Raw genomic sequence first — 15,615 nt, 5'->3', positions numbered from 1 at the left:
CAAACGGCGGATCCCTTGCTGCTGGTGCGGCAGTACCCTAACTGCTGCCGCCGGCTGTGTTACTCGCCGGTCGTGCCGTAGATGCCCGCCATCCAGGACTCCACGTCCTCGGGCTTGCGCGGCAGCGCCGCCGACAGGTTCACCGGACCATCGGCGGTCATCAGGATGTCGTCTTCGATCCGGACGCCGATACCGCGGTATTCGGCAGGCACGGCCAGATCCTCGTCCTTGAAATACAGTCCGGGCTCGATCGTGAACACCATGCCCGGCGTGAGCACTCCGTCCAGGTACAGATCGCGCTTCGCCTGGGCACAGTCATGCACGTCCAGTCCCAGATGGTGGCTGGTGCCGTGCGGCATCCACCTCCGGTGGTGCTGGCCCTCAGGCGAAAGCGCCTCGGCCAGGGACACCGGCAGCAGGCCCCACTCGTCCAGACGTTCGGCCAGCACCGCGACGGCGGCAGTGTGGACGTCCCGGAACTTCACGCCGGGCTGGGCCGCGGCGAAGCCGGCATCGGCCGCGTCGAGTACGGCTTGGTAGACCTTGCGCTGGACCTCGGTGAACGTGCCGTTGACCGGCAGCGTGCGCGTCACGTCCGCGGTGTACAGGGAGTCAGCCTCCACCCCGGCGTCCAACAGCAACAGGTCGCCGGCCTTCACCTGTCCGTTGTTACGGATCCAGTGAAGAATCGTCGCGTTGTTGCCGCTGGCGGCAATGGTGTCGTAGCCCAGGTCATTGCCCTCCTCACGGGCACGGGCGAAAAACGCGCCTTCCACAACGCGTTCGCCGCGCTCGTGGGTGAGCGCACGCGGCAGCACCTTGACGACCTCGTGGAACCCGTTGACCGTGGCTGCCACGGCCTTCTCCATCTCCTGGACTTCCCACTCGTCCTTGAGCAGGCGCAGCTCGGACAGCGCTTCGGAGAGCTTGCCGTCCAGCTGGTCGGATTCCTCCAAATCCACGCCGGTGTTGATCCGCGAGGTGTCCACCAAAGCGTCGACGTTCAGGTCGACCTCGCGCAGCAGCCGGATGCGCATGCCGCCCACATGGACCACACCGGCGTCCTTGGTGATGGCAACTTCCAGCTCGCCCAGATCAGCGGTCGGCAGCCCAAGCCGCCGGTTGAGTTCCTCCAACGTGGGCCGGGGCCCAATCCAGAACTCGCCGTAGCGCGCGTTGGCATAGAACTCGGCGGAATCGCGGCCGGACATCGGACGGAAATACAGCGTGGCCCGGTGATGGCCCCCGTCGTCACCGGTTCCAGCCTCGGTGGGCTCCATGACCAGCACTGCGTCCGGTTCATGGTCCAGGCCCAAGCCGGTCAAATGGGCGAAGCCCGAATGCGGGCGGAAGCGGTAGTCGGTGTCATTGGAACGGACCTTCAGAGGACCGGCCGGAATGACCAGGCGTTCACCTTGGAACTGGTCGGAAAGCGCCCGACGGCGGCGCGCGGCGTAGGGTGCGACCGCCTCCTGTTCGATGGCGGAGGTGACTGCCGGTGCCCAGTGGCTGCCCATAAAGTCCTTGAAGGCGTCCGATTCAGGGCGCTGCGAACGGTTGTTGACGCGGTCTTCCAGCGGCTGCTCCCCGGCAGGCTGCTGGGAGGCGTTTTCATTCTCGTAGGTACTCACCGTTCCATCGTCTCACCGGCCCAAGGCACTGCCAACATCCGCCGTCGCAGGGTCTTGGCGTAAATTGGTCGTGTGAAGATTGACCTCCACGCGCATTCCACCGTTTCCGACGGCACCGAACCGCCAGCCGACGTGATGCAGGCCGCGGCAGCCGCCGGTCTGGACGTGGTCGCGCTGACCGACCACGACTCCACTGCCGGCTGGGAGTCGGCACGCGCCGCCGCGGCCAAGGCGGGCGTGGGCTTTGTGCCCGGCATGGAAGTCACCTGCCGGACGCTCGAAGGCATCAGTGTGCATGTGCTCTCCTACCTGCATGATCCGGCGCACCCCGGCTTGCTGGCCGAAATCAACAAGGCACGCGACGCACGCATGGCAAGGGCCGAACGCATGGTGGAACTGCTCGCCGAGGACTTCCCGATCACCTGGGCGGAAGTCACGGCCCGCGCCGGCCACGGTGCGACGATCGGACGGCCGCACATCGCTGACGCGCTGGTGGCAGCGGGGATCGTCTCCGACCGCAGCGAGGCATTTTCCCGCATCCTGACCTCCCACTCGCGCTACTACGTGTCGCACTACGCCCCCGATCCGGTCACCGCCGTCGGCCTGGTCCGCGACGCCGGGGGAGTGCCGGTTTTTGCCCACCCGGTCGCAAGCAGCCGGGGCCGCGTGGTCGGCGAGCCGGTGTTCACGGAGATGATTGAGGCAGGCTTGGCGGGCCTGGAGATCGACCACCGGGACAATCCGGAAGATGGCCGGCAGAAGCTGCGCCGGCTGGCCGCCAGGCACGATCTGATCGTCACGGGCTCCAGCGACTACCACGGGACCGGCAAGCCGAACCGGCTGGGTGAAAACACCACCGACCCCGCCATGCTGGACCGCATCCTGGCCGCTGGTACCGGCACGGCGGCTCAGCTGCCCGGCCGCATCAGCAACTGACTGATCAAGGAACAGCGGATGCAGCCGCTGCCACCGCTCCGGCGTCGCCTTCCGAAGCGCCGGCTTCGATGATCGCCGCATGGTTGCCCAGCCGCTTGCGCATCACGTCGATGGCCTGCGGGTTCTGGTCCACGCAGACGAACCGACGGTCCAAGCCTGCCGCCACAGCGCCGAGGGTTCCCGAGCCGGCGAAGAAATCCAGCACCCAGTCGCCCGGCCGGCTGCTGGCGGCCACCATCCGGCGCAAGAGCCCTTCAGGCTTTTGGGTGGGGTAGCCGGTTTTCTCCCGGCCCGTGGGTGAGACGATGGTGTGCCACCACACATCAGTGGGCAGCTTGCCGCGGGCAGCCTTCTCCGCCGTCACCAGCCCCGGGGCCATGTACGGTTCACGGTCCACCTCGGTGCTGTCGAAGTGATAGGCCTTCGGGTTCTTGACGTAGACCAGGATGTTGTCGTGTTTGGCCGGCCAGCGGCTGCGCGCGCGGGCACCGTAGTCGTAGGCCCAAATGATCTCGTTCAGGAAGCTCTCACGGCCGAAGAGGATGTCCAGCAGCACCTTGGCATAGTGCACCTCACGGTAGTCGAGATGCAGGTACAGCGTGCCGTCGTCGGACAGCAGCCGCCAGGCCTCAGCCAAACGCGGCTCCAGGAACGACCAGTAGTCGTCGAACGCGTCGTCATAGCTGGCGAGCGTGCCTTTGACCGTCTGGTAGGACCTCCCCTTGAAACCGATTCGGTCGCCCTCGCCGTCGGCGCTTCGGACCATGGAGGTTTGCTGCCTGCGCTGGACCCGCCCGGTGTTGAAGGGCGGATCCAGGTAGATCATCGTGAAAGCGCCGTCCGGCAGCGTGGGCAGGAAGTCGGCGTTGTCCGCCTGGACTACCAGCGAGCCGCCGTCCGGCCTCCACAGGGCGCCGCCGGCCACTATGCTCCGCTGGCGCCGTCGGTGCCCTGCTGGGCCGTCTCGCTGACGACCTCGCCGTTGCGGCGGCGGGTGCGCGACCGCTTTCGGCGCGGCGTTTCGGCCGAGGCACCGGCCGTGCTCTCGGCAGCTGCCTCCTCACCGCTGCGCCGCTGCCGGCGGTTGCCTGAGTCGGACCGGCTCTGCGGGCCGCCCTGATGTGCCCCGCCGCGGCGGGACCCGCCACGGCTGCCGTCCTGCCGCTGGCCGCCGTCCTGCCGCTGGCCGCCGGAGCGTGCCGGACGCTTTCCGGTCTCGCCCAGGTCTTCGAGCTTTTCAGCGTCGATCCCGGCGAGCTTGCGCTGGCTGCGCGGCAGCCTGCCCTTGGTGCCTTCGGGAATGTTCAAATCCGAAAACAGGTGCGGCGAGGAGGAGTAGGTTTCCTGCGGTTCCGGTACGTCCAGACCCAGCGCTTTGTTGATCAGTCCCCAGCGCGGGACATCGTCCCAGTCGACGAAAGTCACGGCGGTGCCCTTGTTCCCGGCGCGGCCGGTGCGGCCCACGCGGTGCAGGTAGGTTTTCTCATCCTCGGGGCATTGGAAGTTGATGACGTGCGTGACGTCCTCTACGTCGATGCCGCGGGCAGCAACATCGGTGGCAACCAGCACGTCCACCTTGTTGTTGCGGAAGGCCCGCAACGCCTGTTCGCGGGCGCCTTGGCCCAGATCGCCGTGGATGGCGCCGGCGGCGAATCCGCGGTCCACCAGTTCTTCGGACAGCTTGGCCGCTGTGCGTTTGGTCTTGGTGAAGATGATGGTCCGGCCGCGGCCCTCGGCCTGCAGGATGCGGGCCACCACCTCGTCCTTGTCCAGGTTGTGCGCACGGTAAACAACCTGGCGGATGTCCTTCTTGGTGATGCCTTCGTCGTCAGGGTCGGCGGCCCGGATGTGCGTCGGCTGAGTCATGTACCGCCGTGCCATGGCGATGACGGGCCCCGGCATGGTGGCCGAGAAGAGCATGGTCTGGCGAACGGCCGGAGTAGCGGCCAACAGGGTTTCAACGTCCGGGAGGAAGCCCAGGTCCAGCATTTCGTCGGCTTCGTCCAGCACCACGATGCGGACGTTCTTCAGGCTCAGATACTTCTGCCGGTGCAGGTCGATGAGCCGCCCCGGCGTGCCGACCACGACCTCCACGCCCTTCTGCAGCATCTCGACCTGGGGCTCGTAGGCGCGGCCGCCATAGATGACCGAAACCCGGGCGTTGCGCTGCTTGGAAGCGGTGGTCAGGTCGTTGCCGACCTGCACGGCCAGTTCACGCGTGGGCACGATGATGAGGGCCTGCGGTGCCCCGGGAACCGGAAGCTTGTCGTAGCCGTCGTCGTCAGGTCCGACGACCCGCTGCAGCGCCGGGATGCCGAAGCCCAGGGTCTTGCCGGTACCGGTCTTGGCCTGGCCGATGATGTCGTGGCCGCCGAGGGCCACCGGCAGGGTCATGGCCTGGATCGGGAAGGGATGCGTGATGCCGGCGTCGAACAGCGAGCGCACAATGTCCGCGCGGACATTGAAATCGTCGAAAGTCTGCTTGGGCAGTTCGTGCGGGCGTTCGTCCGAGGCCAGGGAAGCTTCCACAACCAGTTCTTCGGCGCTGTTGTCAGCGTGGATAAGCTGTTCGCCCGCCACCTGGATATTTTCAGTGTTCAATTACATACCGTTCATTCAGGCGCCTACGCCCGCGGTGCTCAACGGTCCTGCCGCAGATGCTGCGGGAGCGGAACAAGGCGGAAGCGTGGCGCAACCAGTGGAAGCCGATCGCGGGCTAACAACTGCTTTCCGGGCCGGCCAACAAGGCAGGCCAGGAGGTTAAAGATCGCGTAGGGACGGATCTGTTGATGGATTCACTTCACTCAATCAACGACCGGGCATCCAGTACTACACCACTAAGTCTACCGGGCGTTGGCAAACCGGGTCCCGGCGCGCCGGTCGGGTGCTTATCCCCGGGCCAACTCGAAGCGCAGGCGCCGCTCTTCGATGTCCGCCAAGGTCAGCCGAACGCGCACCGTGGCCCCTGCCTCCAGCACCCCTGAGCACCGCGCGGTGACCGGCGGGTCGCTGAGTTGGACGACGCCGTACGGCTCTTGGCCGCCAGCGCCGTTTCCATTGCCTTTGCCCCGGCCCGCCACCAGGACTTTCCCGTTGCCGTTGCCGTTGCCATTGCCATTGCGGTTGCCGTGGCCGTTCGCGCTGCCGTTTCCGTCACCGGGGGTGCGGGTGCCGGTGATCACCACGGCGTCGAACTCCTCCCCGACACGGTGGCTCAGCAGCGCAGTCTCCACGGCGTCGAGGGCCGCGCGGTCCACACGGCCGGCCAGCTGGTCGGAAGCCGCCATCAGCCTGGGCAGTTCGTCCAGTGCGTCCCGCGCCCACTGCGGCACCGGGTTTCCGCTGCACAAGGCATGGCAGATCACCAGCACGAAGCGGTCCACCAGCCGGCGCAGGGGAGCGGTGGCGTGCGCGTAAGGGGCAGCGATGGCCGCCTGCAGCTGCTCAGCGGGAAGCTCGCCGTCGAACGGCGTGTAACCGGCGCCGCGGAACAACGCAGTGGCCGCATGCATGAGGGCCAACTGCCTGGGGTCCGTAGTGTCCAGGCTGCGCAGATAGTCGCCATAGGGCATGTCCTGCGGCCACGGAAAGCCCAGGGCTTCGGTCTGCCGGCGGTACTGGGCTTCGGCGTCCTGATCAGGGCCGGGCATCGTGCGAAGGATTCCGATCTGCCCCTCCAACATGATCCTGGCTGCAGCCATTCCCGTCATGAGCGAAATCTGGGCGTTCCAATCCTCCACCGGCAACGGTGGTTTGGTCACAATGAAGTAGTGCCGCCCGTCGTGGGCTATCTCCTGGTCGGGAACATTGAGGCTGGCCCCGCCGCGCTCCCGTTCCAGCTTCACCCGCTTGATGCCGACTTCCTTCAACAGGAGCAGGGTGGGGGCCGCATCGCCCGAGTCGATGTCCTGCTGCACCTGCTCGTAGTTCAGCTTGGCCCGGCTGCGCACCTTCGCGCGTTCCACGCTGGCGGCGGTGACGCGCGCACCGGCGTCGAGCTCGAACCGCCACACGTAGGCAGACCGAACATGGTCGGCCAGAAGCGACCCGGCCTGTTCGCCGATGACGTCGGGATGCAGCGGAATCCGTCCGTCCGGAGCGTAAATGGTCTGGCCGCGCCGTCGGGTCTCGGCATCCAGCTCCCCGCCGGCTTCCACAAAAGACGGGACGTCGGCGATGGCGTACCAGACGGTGTAGCCGCCGTCGGTGGACTCGATGTACAGGGCCTGGTCGAGATCAGTGGACGAGGGCGGATCGATCGTGACAAAGTCAAGTGCCGTCAAATCGGTCTGCGGCATCTGGTGAGCGGCCACGGCTGCCCGGGCTTCGGCGATCGCGGCCGCGTCAAAATCCTGCGGCAGATCGAACTCTGTCCGCAGGTCCTTCAGCACCCGTGCCAGCAGATGCTGGGACTCGTTGACCTGTGAATCCAAATGCGGGTACGGCACAGGGCCAGCCTAACTGCAGCCGCCGGGAAATGGGACGCTACCCTTGATTCCATGAGCACCGAGAGCACCGTTCCCGCGCCGGCCGGAGAGGATTCCGACCGCCGCCGACAGTTCCTGATCGATCTTTACGGCGTGATGGCTTACGGCGAATTGTCCGCCTTCGAGCGGTTTTCCTCCGACGCCCGCTTTTCGCCCACCCTGCACGACCGGGCTGCGGTCGGCCGGCTCGCGGTGACGGAGTTCGAGCATTTCGAGGCGGTGGCCGCCCAGTTGGAACTACTGGGCGTGGACGTGGAAACGGCCATGGCTCCTTTCCAGCCCTCCATCGACGCGTTCCACGACCGGACCCGCCCTGCCGACTGGTATGAGTCCCTAATGAAGGCGTATGTCACCGACGGCGTGCTGGGCGACTTCTATCTGCACATCGCCGGAGCGCTTGACACCGAGACGCAGAAGCTTGTCGCCCGGATCAAGGAAAACACGGAACAGATCTCGATGATCGCCGCCCGGTTGAAGCAGGTACTGGCCGACGATCCCCGGTTGTCCTCGCGGTTGGCGCTGTGGGGGCGCCGGCTGGTCGGGGAGGCGCTGACCCAGGCGCAGCGGATCGGCATTGAGCGTGCTGTGCTGAGCGAGCTGATGCGGGGACAGGATCCGGACCGGCAGGTGGAAGCGACCGGCGAATTGTTCGCCCGGCTGACCCAGAACCATTCCCGCCGGATGAACGATTTGGGCCTGACGGCGTAGGCGGGAGCCCTTCAGCGCAGCCGTGATCGCCGGTAGGCTGGCGGCACGGGACGGCCTCACCCTGCGCCGGGGCAGCCGGACCGGGGTGTTCAGCAGACGGGAGGACATCGTGGGACGAGCCAAAGACGTACTCGGCAGCGAAGAGATAGACCGGCAGCTCAGCGGGTTGCCGCAGTGGCGTTATGTCGACGGAGCGCTTGTCAGCGTGTTCACCTTGGACAGCGGGCGAGAGGCATTGAGATTCATTGCCGCGGTGGGGGATCTGGCCGAGGAACAAAAACACCATCCCGACCTGGATTGGCGGTACAACAAGGTCCTTCTGCGTTTCACATCGCACGACGCCGATTCCAAGGTCACGACCCGCGACGTGTCCGCCGCGGCGGCCGTGAGCGTCTTGGCGCGAAAGCTTTCCGCCGACGCGGATCCGGACGCCTACCCGGACTAGCGGTGTCTCAGCCCAGCAGGGCGGTGAGCTGTTCGGTGTCCCGCTGTAGCCGGCGGCGCCCGATCCACCAGGCGCCGGCCCAGGCCGCGGGAATGGAAACGGCCATCGGCAGCAGCCAGGCCAGGAAATGCACTCCCGGCGCGGAGCCCAGGCCGGCGGCCATGAGGACGAACCACAGCAGCACTGCTGCGGCGACCGCGATCGCCGGCGGCAGCAGTACGCCGTAGGCGTGGCGGCGGGCGTCTACCGCCCAGGTTGTGAACCCGGCGGCGGCCGCCACCAGCACCAGCATGACCAGCGCGACCATGGGCAGTTAGAGAGCGCCGAATCCGACGGGCCGCGGACCTTCGGCGCCGATCTCCACATATGCCAGGACATTGGACGGAATGATCACCAGGCGTCCTTTGGCATCGGTCAGGCGCAGCTCGGCGCCGCCGTTCATGGCGCGGCTGGCGATCTCAGCCACTTCATCCGGCGACTGCGACGAATCGAGCACGATTTCGCGGCCGACGTTCTGCATGCCGATCTTCACTTCCACGCTGATGCCTCCTGGTTAAGTGCTGTAAGCGGGTGGGTTCCCTACTGGCGAATCTATCCTAGGGTTCCTTGGGGAAGCGGGAAATTCCGCGCCAAGCTAAACGGTAGATCAGTTCACTGGCGGCGTCCTGGTCCAGTTCGCCGCCCGCGCGCAGCCAATACCGGGCGCTGACCTGCGCCATGCCGGCCAGCGCGCGGCCCAGCAGCGTGGCCTCGACGTCGGACAGCTTGGTGTCCTCCGCAATGACACCGGCGATGGCGCTGGCCAGCCCCGCGTTGAAGTCCTCGAGCCGGGCACTGACGTCCGGGTCGTTGTTCAAGTCGGACTCGAAGACCAGCCGGTGCGCCTGGCTGTCCTGGGCAATGAACTGGTAGTACGCCCGGATGGTGGCGTGCACACGCTGCTTGTTGTCCGTCGTCGAATTCAACGCGGCCATCAGCATGGCGTTCAGCGATTCCAGATGGTAGTCCAGCAGGGCCAGGTAAAGTTCCCGCTTGCCGGGGAAGTGCTGGTAGAGCACCGGTTTGCTCACGCGCGCGGCGTCGGCAATCTCGTCCATCGCCGCAGCGTGGTAGCCGTTGGCTACGAAAACCTCGTGGGCCGCCTGCAGCAGCTGGCGCCGCCGTTCCTCGCGTGGCAATCGAGTGGGCCTGGCAGCTGAGCGGGGTTCAGTAGTCACGGTGTTACACGGCCTCTTCCGGCGCCCGGTCGGGAAACCGCGGCGCCACGGTGCAGTAAGGGTCAGTCCCGACCAGTTTACGCACCAGTAACCGGCCGGCGGCGTAGATTGGAACAATGACCTCCCAGGAGACCTGGCAGCTGCCGCCGCTGGTGGAACCGGCTGCCGCCCTCAGCAAGGATGAGACCGAACGGTACTCGCGGCACTTGATCATTCCGGAAGTCGGCATGACCGGACAGTTGAGACTGAAGAACGCCAGGGTGCTGGTCATCGGAGCCGGCGGTCTGGGCTCCCCGGCCATGCTGTATCTGGCCGCGGCCGGGGTGGGCCGCATCGGGGTCGTGGACGACGACCGGGTGGAAGCCAGCAACCTGCAACGCCAGGTCATTCACGGCGTGGCGGACGTGGGGCGCAGCAAGGCGGCTTCGGCGCGGGACAGCATCCTGGCGCTGAATCCCGGCACGGACGTGGTGCTGCATGAGGTCCGGCTGGACAACAGCAACGTGCTGGAGATCTTCGCCGGCTACGACGTCATTCTGGACGGCACCGACAATTTCGCTACCCGGTATTTGGTCAACGATGCCGCCGCACTGCTGGGCAAACCTTACGTGTGGGGATCCATCCTGAGGTTCGATGGGCAGGTCAGTGTCTTCTGGGACGCTCACGGACCCAACTACCGCGACCTCTACCCGGAGGCGCCGCCGCCGGGATCCGTGCCGTCGTGCGCGGAGGGCGGCGTGCTCGGCGTGCTGTGCGCCCAGATCGGCTCGGTGATGGTCAATGAAGCGATTAAGCTGATCACCGGTATCGGGCAGACGCTGCTGGGCCGGGTGCTGGTGTTCAACGCCCTGCAGATGAGCTGGCGGGAGCTGAAAGTGCGTAAGGATCCCGATGCCGGGCCGATCACCCGGCTGGTCGATTACGAGGCGTTCTGCGGCGTGGCACCCGTGCCGAAGGTGGAGGGAAACCGCACCGTGGACGCCCGCACCCTGTCCCGGATGCTGGCCGACCGTGAGGCCGGTGCGCGCGATTTCCAGCTGATCGATGTCCGTGAACCCGGTGAGTACGAGGTAGTGAGCATCCCGGGCGCCGTTCTGGTTCCGAAAGGACGGATTCTCTCCGGCGAAGCTCTCGACAGGCTGCCGCGGGACCAGGACCTGGTGTTTCACTGCAAGTCGGGGGTTCGTTCCGCAGAAGTGGTGCAGAGGTTGCTGGAGCAGGGCTATACGCGGGTATCCCACCTCGACGGCGGCGTCCTGGCCTGGGTCGAGGATGTGGAGCCTGCCAAGCCGGTGTACTGAGGGGTAGCCCGCCCAGCGCCGCGGCGGTCTCTCAGGCGGTGGCGGCGTCCTCGTTCGGCGCGATCACCGGGCAGGATGCCGGATCCGCGGCCTGGGGCGCCTCGGGTTCCTCCAGCGTAATGCCGTAGAGCGCTTCCAAGGCGGCGATGTAGCGGTCCTGCTCGCCGTTGGCGGCCAGCTCACGGGCCCGCACGGTCGGCAGGTGGAGCAGTTGCCGGACCATGCGGCGCATGGCGAATTCGACTTCCTGGGCAGGGCCTGTGCAGCCGTGCTGGGAACGCACCTTCTCGAGTTCGCTCTCCAGCACCTGCATGGTGTGCTGGCGCAGTGCCACGATGGCCGAGTCCACCCGGCGGGCCTGCCGGCTGGCCTCGAAGCTGCGCGCTGCGTTGGCAACGATTTCGGCAGCTTGCTGGACCGATTCGGCTTGTTCGCCGGGCGCGGCCATGCGCACGGATTCCAGGGTGATCAGTTCCACGCCCTCAAGTTCCCCCACGGCAGGGTCGAAGTCGTGGGTGAGCGCAAGATCGATGATGGTCAGCGGCTTCCCGACGCCGGTGCGTACCTGGGCGACGCGTTCCGCGCTGACCTGGTTGTCGCCGCCGCTGCACCCGATGACCACGTCCGCAGCAGCGATCGCCGCCCCCAGTCCAGCGTGGGTCAAGGGGGTGCCGCCGCGGGTCCCGGTGAAGGCTGCGGCACGTCCCGAGGCGGAGTAGACGCTGACCTGAGTGCAGCCGCGTTCGCGCAGCAGTGCCATGGTGGCCCCGGCGTAGGCGCCGGTCCCGAAGAGAACAACGTGCTTGCCCGACCAGTCTTTGTCGGAGGCCAGGTCGGTGGCCAGATCGAGTGCCACCGATACGATGGACAGCCCGCGTCCACCGAGGGCGGTTTGCGTGCCGACGTCCTTGGCGGTGCGCGAAGCGGTCTGGAACAGCCGGACCAGACCGCCGCTGGCGGTGCCCTTCTCCTGTGCCTCGATCAGCGCCCGGCGCACCTGGCCTGCGACTTCGCGTTCGCCGACGACTGCCGAATCCAGGCCGGCGCCGACCGCGAACAAGTGCCTGGCAACGTCCTCGCCCGTGTTCACGTCGAAGGAGCGGGCGACCAACGCTGCGTCCAGCCCCGAGCTGCGGCTGATGTGTTCGATTACGGCTGCGCGGGCGGATTCCACGTCGGATTCGCTCTCGGTCTCGCAGTAAACTTCCACTCGGTTGCAGGTAGCCAAGACCACTGCGCCGGAGACCGGGGAGCCGTCTGCGAGCACGCCTGTATCGATCCGGGACGTGCCGGCGCTCAGCCGGGCGACGGTTTCCAGATCGACCTTGGAATGGGTTGCAACGAGCGAAAGTAAGACCACAGCGCCTCTATCTTAGCGGGAACGAAGCTTCGGCTTGTCCAAGCTTGGCCCATTAACCATCTGTTAACCTGCTGCGGACCCCTGCGGAGGCGGTGATATTCACCACTTCGGCCGGCGGGGCTGGCGTCCCCGCGCGCCGGACGGCAGCGGCGGGTTGGCCAGAAGTGCGGCCGCTGGACAAGAATCTATGTCATGACACTGAATGCTTCCCATCCCTTGCTGGATGGGCGTACCGCCGACTCGGACCTGATTACCGCCTACCGCGGAGGAAAGCCGGGCCGCCGTCCTGTCTGGTTCATGCGGCAGGCCGGACGATCGCTGCCCGAATATCGGGAGGCGCGGCAGGGCATTGCGATGCTGGATGCCTGCCTGAAGCCGGAACTGGCGGCCGAGATCACCCTGCAGCCGGTGCGGCGCCATGATGTTGATGCCGGAATCTTCTTCTCCGACATCGTTATCCCGTTGAAGCTGGCGGGGGTGGATGTGGACATCGTTCCCGGCGTGGGCCCGGTCCTGGGAGCCCCGGTGCGTACCGCCGCCGACGTCGCGGCCTTGCCGGAACTCACCGACGAGGCGCTGGAACCGATCCGCGAGGCCGTCCGGCTGACGGTGGATGAACTTGGCACCAAACCGCTGATCGGCTTCGCCGGAGCACCGTTCACGCTCGCTGCCTACATGGTGGAGGGCCGGCCGTCCCGGGACCACCTGGGACCGCGGACCATGATGCATTCGGATCCCCAGACCTGGAATGCCCTGGCGAACTGGGCCGCGGATGCTTCCGGCAAGTTCCTGCGCGCCCAGTTGGAGGCCGGCGCCAGTGCGGGCCAGTTGTTCGATTCCTGGGCCGGTTCACTGTCCCTGGCTGACTACCAGAGGCGCGTGGCACCCACGTCCTCGCGGGCACTGGACCACGTTCGGGACCTGGGCGCGCCGCTGGTCCACTTCGGCACCGGCACCTCCGAGTTGCTGGTGGCCATGCGCGATGTCGGCGCGGATGTTGTCGGCGTCGACTACCGGCTGCCGCTGGACGAGGCCAACCGCCGGCTGGGCGGAAGCACGCCGCTGCAGGGCAACATCGACCCGGCGCTGCTCTCTGCCCCGTGGGATGTGCTTGAGGCGCATGTGCGCGACGTGCTGGCCGCCGGCAGCGCCGCTCCCGGCCACGTGGTCAACCTCGGCCACGGTGTGCCGCCGGAAACGGACCCTCAGGTGCTGACCCGCGTGGTCGAGCTGATCCACTCGGTGGCGCCGTAGCCATGCCGCACCGGGCCCCACAGCACGTACCCCGCCGCCCCGAACGGCAGGGCGGGCGGAAGCCCAAGGCAGGCGCCGCCGTCGTCATTGGCGGCGGAATCGCCGGCTTGGTCTCCGCTCGTGAGCTGGCCCTGGCCGGTGTTGACGTCACCGTCCTCGAGGCTGGTCCGCGGTTCGGGGGCTGCGTGACGCGGCATGAGGTGGGAGGGCTGACGCTCGACGCCGGTGCCGAGTCGTTCGCCACGCGCTCCAGCGTCGTCTCCGACCTGGCCGGGGAACTGGGTCTTGGCGCCGACATCGTGCAGCCGAACCCGGCCGGTGCCTGGATTCAGCTGCCCGACGGTGCCCAACGGCTGCCCAAAACGGGGGTGCTGGGCATTCCTGCCGACACCTCCGATCCGGACGTGGTGCGTGCCATTGGCCGCCGGGCGGCCTTGCGCGCCTCTGGCGACAAGGTCATGCCACTGGGCTCGCTGCTGCGCCGCGACGAGCTCAGCCTTGGCGAGCTGGTGCGCACCCGGATGGGGGAGACGGTGCTCCAAAAGCTGGTGGCGCCGGTGGTGGGCGGCGTCTATTCCGCAGATCCGGACGTGCTGGACGTGGATTCGGTCATGCCGGGTCTGCGTGCTTCCGTCGCGGCCCACGGGTCCCTGACGGCCGCCGTCGGCGCCATCCGCAAAGCCGCTCCGGCCGGATCCAACGTTGCCGGCATCGCAGGCGGCATGGGGCGGTTGACCGAAGCCCTCGTGGCCGACCTGAAAGCCCGGCACGCCACACTGCTTACCGGGGCAGAAGTAACGGCCGTCCACCAGCGCGACGGCGGATGGCTGGTCGAGTCTGCATCCGGCGCCTTCCCGGCCGACGCCGTGATGATGGCGGCCGATGGGCCTGCCGCCGTCCGCCTGCTAACCGGTGCTGTGCCCGGGCTGGCCGGGCTGGAGCCGGCAGCGGGCCCCTCGGTGGCACTGGTGACGCTGGTGGTGGACCTGCCGGACCTGGACGCCATGCCGCGCGGGACGGGCCTGCTGGTGGCACCCTCGGTACGGCAGGTCAAGGCGAAAGCCCTCACCCATGCCACCGCCAAATGGCCGTGGCTGGCCGATGACGCCGGGCCGGGAAGCCACGTGCTGCGGCTGTCCTACGGGCGGGCGGTGGGACAGCGGGAGGCCGAGGACTTCACCGCATGGACGGACGAGGGGTTGTACCGCCAGGCACTGGCCGATGCCAGCTACCTCATGGGCGTGGGGGTCGGCGACGACGACGTGGTGGGGTCCGAGGTTGTCCGCTGGATCGGAGCGCTTCCGTCAGCCACCGTCGGACACCGCGAGCGGGTGGCAGCCGTGCGCCGTGAACTGGTCCCGCACACAGGCCTGGACGTCACCGGTGCCTGGCTGGCCGGCACAGGGTTGGTAGCCGTGGTCGGGGACGCCAGGCGGCGTGCCCGGGATCTCTCCAGTCGACTGCAGCCCGCGGAGTCCTGATCTTCTACAATGTGTAGAAGGATAGTTTTCGATTAATCACAAGGCAGAAGGCAGACTGGTAGGCATGAGCGAATCGGTAAAGTCAGAGTCAGCAACCCCGGCCGCCGGAGGCACCGACGAGGAACTGTTTTACACCCTCTGGACGGTCTTCAAGCGCACCGGCGCCACGGTGGATCCGTCCGCCGCTGCGGCATTCGATGAGACGGTTGCCGAACTGGCGGGGCGTAGCGTCACCTTCCGCGGCGCCTACGACGTTTCTGCCATGCGCGAGGATGCCGACGTGATGATCTGGCTGCACGGACCGCAGCCGGACGAACTCCAGGCCGCCGTGCGCGCCATCCGCCGCACCGGATTGTTCGCCTCCACCGAAATCGTGTGGTCCGCCATGGGCGTGCACCGCGACGCCGAGTTCAGCAAAAACCACGCGCCGGCCTTCTCCCTGGGCAAGGAGCCGGAAGCCTGGCTGTGCGTCTACCCCTTCGTGCGCTCCTACGAGTGGTACTTGCTGCCCGCCGAAGAGCGCGGCAAGATGCTGCGCGACCACGGCTTGCTGGGCCGCGACTTCCCGCAGGTCCTCTCCAACACGGTGGCCTCGTTCGCGCTGGGGGACTGGGAGTGGATTCTTGCCCTGGAAGCGCCCGAACTGATTGACCTGGTGGACCTGATGCGCCACCTGCGCTACACCGACGCCCGCAACCATGTGCGCGAGGAGATTCCGTTCTACACGGGCAAGCGCGTCAGCACCGCCGAAATCGCGGAGGTGCTGCGGTGAACGAGTCTGCCGAACGGTCCTTC

At 67.1% G+C, this 15,615-nt stretch carries 15 protein-coding genes; 7 read left to right on the top strand and 8 right to left on the bottom strand.

The genetic code is table 11. From position 1 onward, the window contains the following. Nucleotides 1-59: 59 nt before the first annotated feature. Nucleotides 60-1,631 (bottom strand): aminopeptidase P family protein, encoded by a 1,572-nt coding sequence (locus AC5RWT_RS18930; RefSeq protein WP_494081500.1) that lies wholly within the window; start codon nucleotides 1,629-1,631, stop codon nucleotides 60-62. 72 nt (nucleotides 1,632-1,703) lie between these two features. On the opposite strand from AC5RWT_RS18930, the gene AC5RWT_RS18925 reads away from it, so the two are divergent. Beyond that, the gene (locus tag AC5RWT_RS18925) at nucleotides 1,704-2,567 is read left to right on the top strand and encodes a PHP domain-containing protein (protein WP_494081499.1); all 864 of its coding nucleotides are present in this window, start codon (nucleotides 1,704-1,706) and stop codon (nucleotides 2,565-2,567) included. A gap of 4 nt (nucleotides 2,568-2,571) precedes the next feature. Here the strand turns inward: AC5RWT_RS18925 and AC5RWT_RS18920 are convergent, their stop codons facing one another. From AC5RWT_RS18920 to AC5RWT_RS18910, 3 genes are all read right to left on the bottom strand, one after another. Next, nucleotides 2,572-3,492, bottom strand: coding sequence for a DNA-methyltransferase (locus AC5RWT_RS18920; protein ID WP_494081498.1), 921 nt, complete (start codon nucleotides 3,490-3,492; stop codon nucleotides 2,572-2,574). Further along, nucleotides 3,492-5,168, bottom strand: a complete 1,677-nt coding sequence (locus AC5RWT_RS18915; protein ID WP_494081497.1) for a DEAD/DEAH box helicase — start codon at nucleotides 5,166-5,168, stop codon at nucleotides 3,492-3,494. Before AC5RWT_RS18915 ends, AC5RWT_RS18920 begins: the two co-directional genes overlap by 1 nt. A gap of 287 nt (nucleotides 5,169-5,455) precedes the next feature. Next, nucleotides 5,456-7,015: an RNB domain-containing ribonuclease gene (locus AC5RWT_RS18910; RefSeq protein WP_494081496.1), complete on the bottom strand. Its 1,560-nt coding sequence runs from the start codon at nucleotides 7,013-7,015 to the stop codon at nucleotides 5,456-5,458. A 51-nt stretch (nucleotides 7,016-7,066) separates the two neighbouring features. Between AC5RWT_RS18910 and AC5RWT_RS18905 the strand changes: the two genes are divergently transcribed. Further along, nucleotides 7,067-7,762: a ferritin-like fold-containing protein gene (locus AC5RWT_RS18905; RefSeq protein WP_494081495.1), complete on the top strand. Its 696-nt coding sequence runs from the start codon at nucleotides 7,067-7,069 to the stop codon at nucleotides 7,760-7,762. 22 nt (nucleotides 7,763-7,784) lie between these two features. After that, nucleotides 7,785-8,207 carry a 4a-hydroxytetrahydrobiopterin dehydratase gene (locus tag AC5RWT_RS18900; RefSeq protein WP_494081494.1) on the top strand — a complete coding sequence of 141 codons (423 nt, stop codon included), beginning with the start codon at nucleotides 7,785-7,787 and terminating at the stop codon, nucleotides 8,205-8,207. 7 nt (nucleotides 8,208-8,214) lie between these two features. On the opposite strand, the gene AC5RWT_RS18895 is transcribed toward AC5RWT_RS18900, so the two are convergent. Genes AC5RWT_RS18895 through AC5RWT_RS18885 form a run of 3 tightly spaced genes read right to left on the bottom strand, consistent with a single transcriptional unit; the run spans nucleotide 8,215 to nucleotide 9,424 of the window. Continuing rightward, entirely contained in the window at nucleotides 8,215-8,514 is a 300-nt protein-coding gene (locus AC5RWT_RS18895; RefSeq protein WP_494081493.1) for a hypothetical protein, read from the bottom strand. Between the two features lie 6 nt (nucleotides 8,515-8,520). Beyond that, nucleotides 8,521-8,745 (bottom strand): DUF3107 domain-containing protein, encoded by a 225-nt coding sequence (locus AC5RWT_RS18890; protein WP_136784705.1) that lies wholly within the window; start codon nucleotides 8,743-8,745, stop codon nucleotides 8,521-8,523. A 58-nt stretch (nucleotides 8,746-8,803) separates the two neighbouring features. After that, nucleotides 8,804-9,424 (bottom strand): TetR/AcrR family transcriptional regulator, encoded by a 621-nt coding sequence (locus AC5RWT_RS18885; protein WP_494081492.1) that lies wholly within the window; start codon nucleotides 9,422-9,424, stop codon nucleotides 8,804-8,806. A gap of 116 nt (nucleotides 9,425-9,540) precedes the next feature. Here AC5RWT_RS18885 and moeB point away from each other — a divergent pair, with 116 nt between their 5' ends. Beyond that, nucleotides 9,541-10,725 (top strand): molybdopterin-synthase adenylyltransferase MoeB, encoded by a 1,185-nt coding sequence (moeB, locus tag AC5RWT_RS18880; protein WP_494081491.1) that lies wholly within the window; start codon nucleotides 9,541-9,543, stop codon nucleotides 10,723-10,725. Between the two features lie 31 nt (nucleotides 10,726-10,756). Here moeB and AC5RWT_RS18875 read toward each other — a convergent pair whose 3' ends face one another. Next, nucleotides 10,757-12,085: a glutamyl-tRNA reductase gene (locus AC5RWT_RS18875; RefSeq protein WP_494081490.1), complete on the bottom strand. Its 1,329-nt coding sequence runs from the start codon at nucleotides 12,083-12,085 to the stop codon at nucleotides 10,757-10,759. 192 nt (nucleotides 12,086-12,277) lie between these two features. Between AC5RWT_RS18875 and hemE the strand changes: the two genes are divergently transcribed. From hemE to hemQ, 3 genes are all read left to right on the top strand, one after another. Continuing rightward, entirely contained in the window at nucleotides 12,278-13,339 is a 1,062-nt protein-coding gene (gene hemE / locus AC5RWT_RS18870) for a uroporphyrinogen decarboxylase (RefSeq protein WP_494081489.1), read from the top strand. 2 nt (nucleotides 13,340-13,341) lie between these two features. Continuing rightward, nucleotides 13,342-14,820 (top strand): protoporphyrinogen oxidase, encoded by a 1,479-nt coding sequence (gene hemG, locus AC5RWT_RS18865; RefSeq protein WP_494081488.1) that lies wholly within the window; start codon nucleotides 13,342-13,344, stop codon nucleotides 14,818-14,820. A 64-nt stretch (nucleotides 14,821-14,884) separates the two neighbouring features. Beyond that, nucleotides 14,885-15,592 (top strand): hydrogen peroxide-dependent heme synthase, encoded by a 708-nt coding sequence (gene hemQ / locus AC5RWT_RS18860; RefSeq protein WP_493966317.1) that lies wholly within the window; start codon nucleotides 14,885-14,887, stop codon nucleotides 15,590-15,592. The last annotated feature ends 23 nt before the right edge of the window (nucleotides 15,593-15,615 follow it).

This window comes from Arthrobacter sp. Dra40, assembly GCF_059091905.1.
The sequence above is the reverse complement of the archived record's forward strand: the minus strand, read 5'-3'. Positions and strand labels throughout refer to the sequence as shown.

What these genes read in the sequence shown, in the direction of transcription:
- AC5RWT_RS18905 (WP_494081495.1), top strand. Translation starts at nt 7,067, where the DNA reads ATGAGCACCGAGAGCACCGTTCCCGCGCCGGCCGGAGAGGATTCCGAC.
- AC5RWT_RS18895 (WP_494081493.1), bottom strand. Translation starts at nt 8,514, where the DNA reads ATGGTCGCGCTGGTCATGCTGGTGCTGGTGGCGGCCGCCGCCGGGTTC.
- moeB (WP_494081491.1), top strand. Translation starts at nt 9,541, where the DNA reads ATGACCTCCCAGGAGACCTGGCAGCTGCCGCCGCTGGTGGAACCGGCT.
- hemE (WP_494081489.1), top strand. Translation starts at nt 12,278, where the DNA reads ATGACACTGAATGCTTCCCATCCCTTGCTGGATGGGCGTACCGCCGAC.
- hemG (WP_494081488.1), top strand. Translation starts at nt 13,342, where the DNA reads ATGCCGCACCGGGCCCCACAGCACGTACCCCGCCGCCCCGAACGGCAG.
- hemQ (WP_493966317.1), top strand. Translation starts at nt 14,885, where the DNA reads ATGAGCGAATCGGTAAAGTCAGAGTCAGCAACCCCGGCCGCCGGAGGC.